2 protein-coding genes are annotated in these 845 nt (G+C 42.7%); both read right to left on the bottom strand.

Features of this window, described 5'->3' with window-relative positions; all coding sequences use genetic code 11:
* Positions 1 to 185: 185 nt before the first annotated feature.
* The gene (locus AC1DWN_RS34565; RefSeq protein WP_477563315.1) at positions 186 to 308 is read right to left on the bottom strand and encodes a hypothetical protein; all 123 of its coding nucleotides are present in this window, start codon (positions 306 to 308) and stop codon (positions 186 to 188) included.
* A 37-nt stretch (positions 309 to 345) separates the two neighbouring features.
* Positions 346 to 845 (bottom strand): reverse transcriptase domain-containing protein (locus tag AC1DWN_RS34560; protein WP_477563314.1); only part of this gene is annotated, 500 nt, incomplete at its 5' end.

Genomic DNA, 845 nt, shown 5'->3' with positions numbered 1-845 from the left:
GCGTGAAGGAGCTCATAGGTCTCTTCAGAGACCGAGCCCGTTCGAAATCTTACATACCCGGCTTTAATATGAGAAAAATTGCATAAGCCCACGTTTTAAAACATTCTGAACAAACAATTGCTAGACAGTCTGACGTGCCCAATTAAGGCATACGGCTCTTCAAATCATCTTACTGAACAAAGGCCTTAGCCTTGCGTTTCCCATAGATATTCACATAAATGCGGGGTTCCGGTAATGGGTCTCGTTCTAGGAATTGGTTGAAGCTCTCCCAATTGAAGCTTTGTTTCTGGCTTCTGCGGTTTAGCCATTTCATCARCGCCTTTTCTATCTCTCTCTTAAACTTGACTAGATTCGGGTGRTTATCCGTGATCCCATAATATCGAAATGTCCGGTTAATTTCTTGCGAATCGTTGCCATTAAGATTTCCAACTTTTCATGTCGATGCTGCTTCATCCAAATCCCGAACGTCTTAACTTTATTCTTGTATTTCTTTGCGCTTGTTTTGCGCTTTACCCGGAAGGATGTCCTCTTCGCATTCTTGCTGCAATAATGAGTAAAACCTAGGAAATCAAAAGTTGATGGTCTTCCACCACCATTCCTTTTGTACCACTCTTCCGCAATGCTCAGGTTGAACTCTTTTAACCGTTGGATAAGTGCCTCATAGAACTCTTTCGCATCTGTCTCGTATTGAAAGCAGCAAACAAAATCATCTGCATATCGCACCATGAATGCTTTCCCGTGGCTCTGCCCCTTTATCCTTTTCTCAAACCATAGATCGAGTACGTAGTGGAGATAAATGTTAGCGAGCAGTGGTGAAATAATGTGAAATAATCGATCCCTGCGGG

Source organism: Paenibacillus sp. P4_A7 (genome assembly GCF_056402455.1).
Note: the sequence above shows the minus strand (reverse complement) of the source record. Positions and strands in the feature narration are given on the sequence as shown.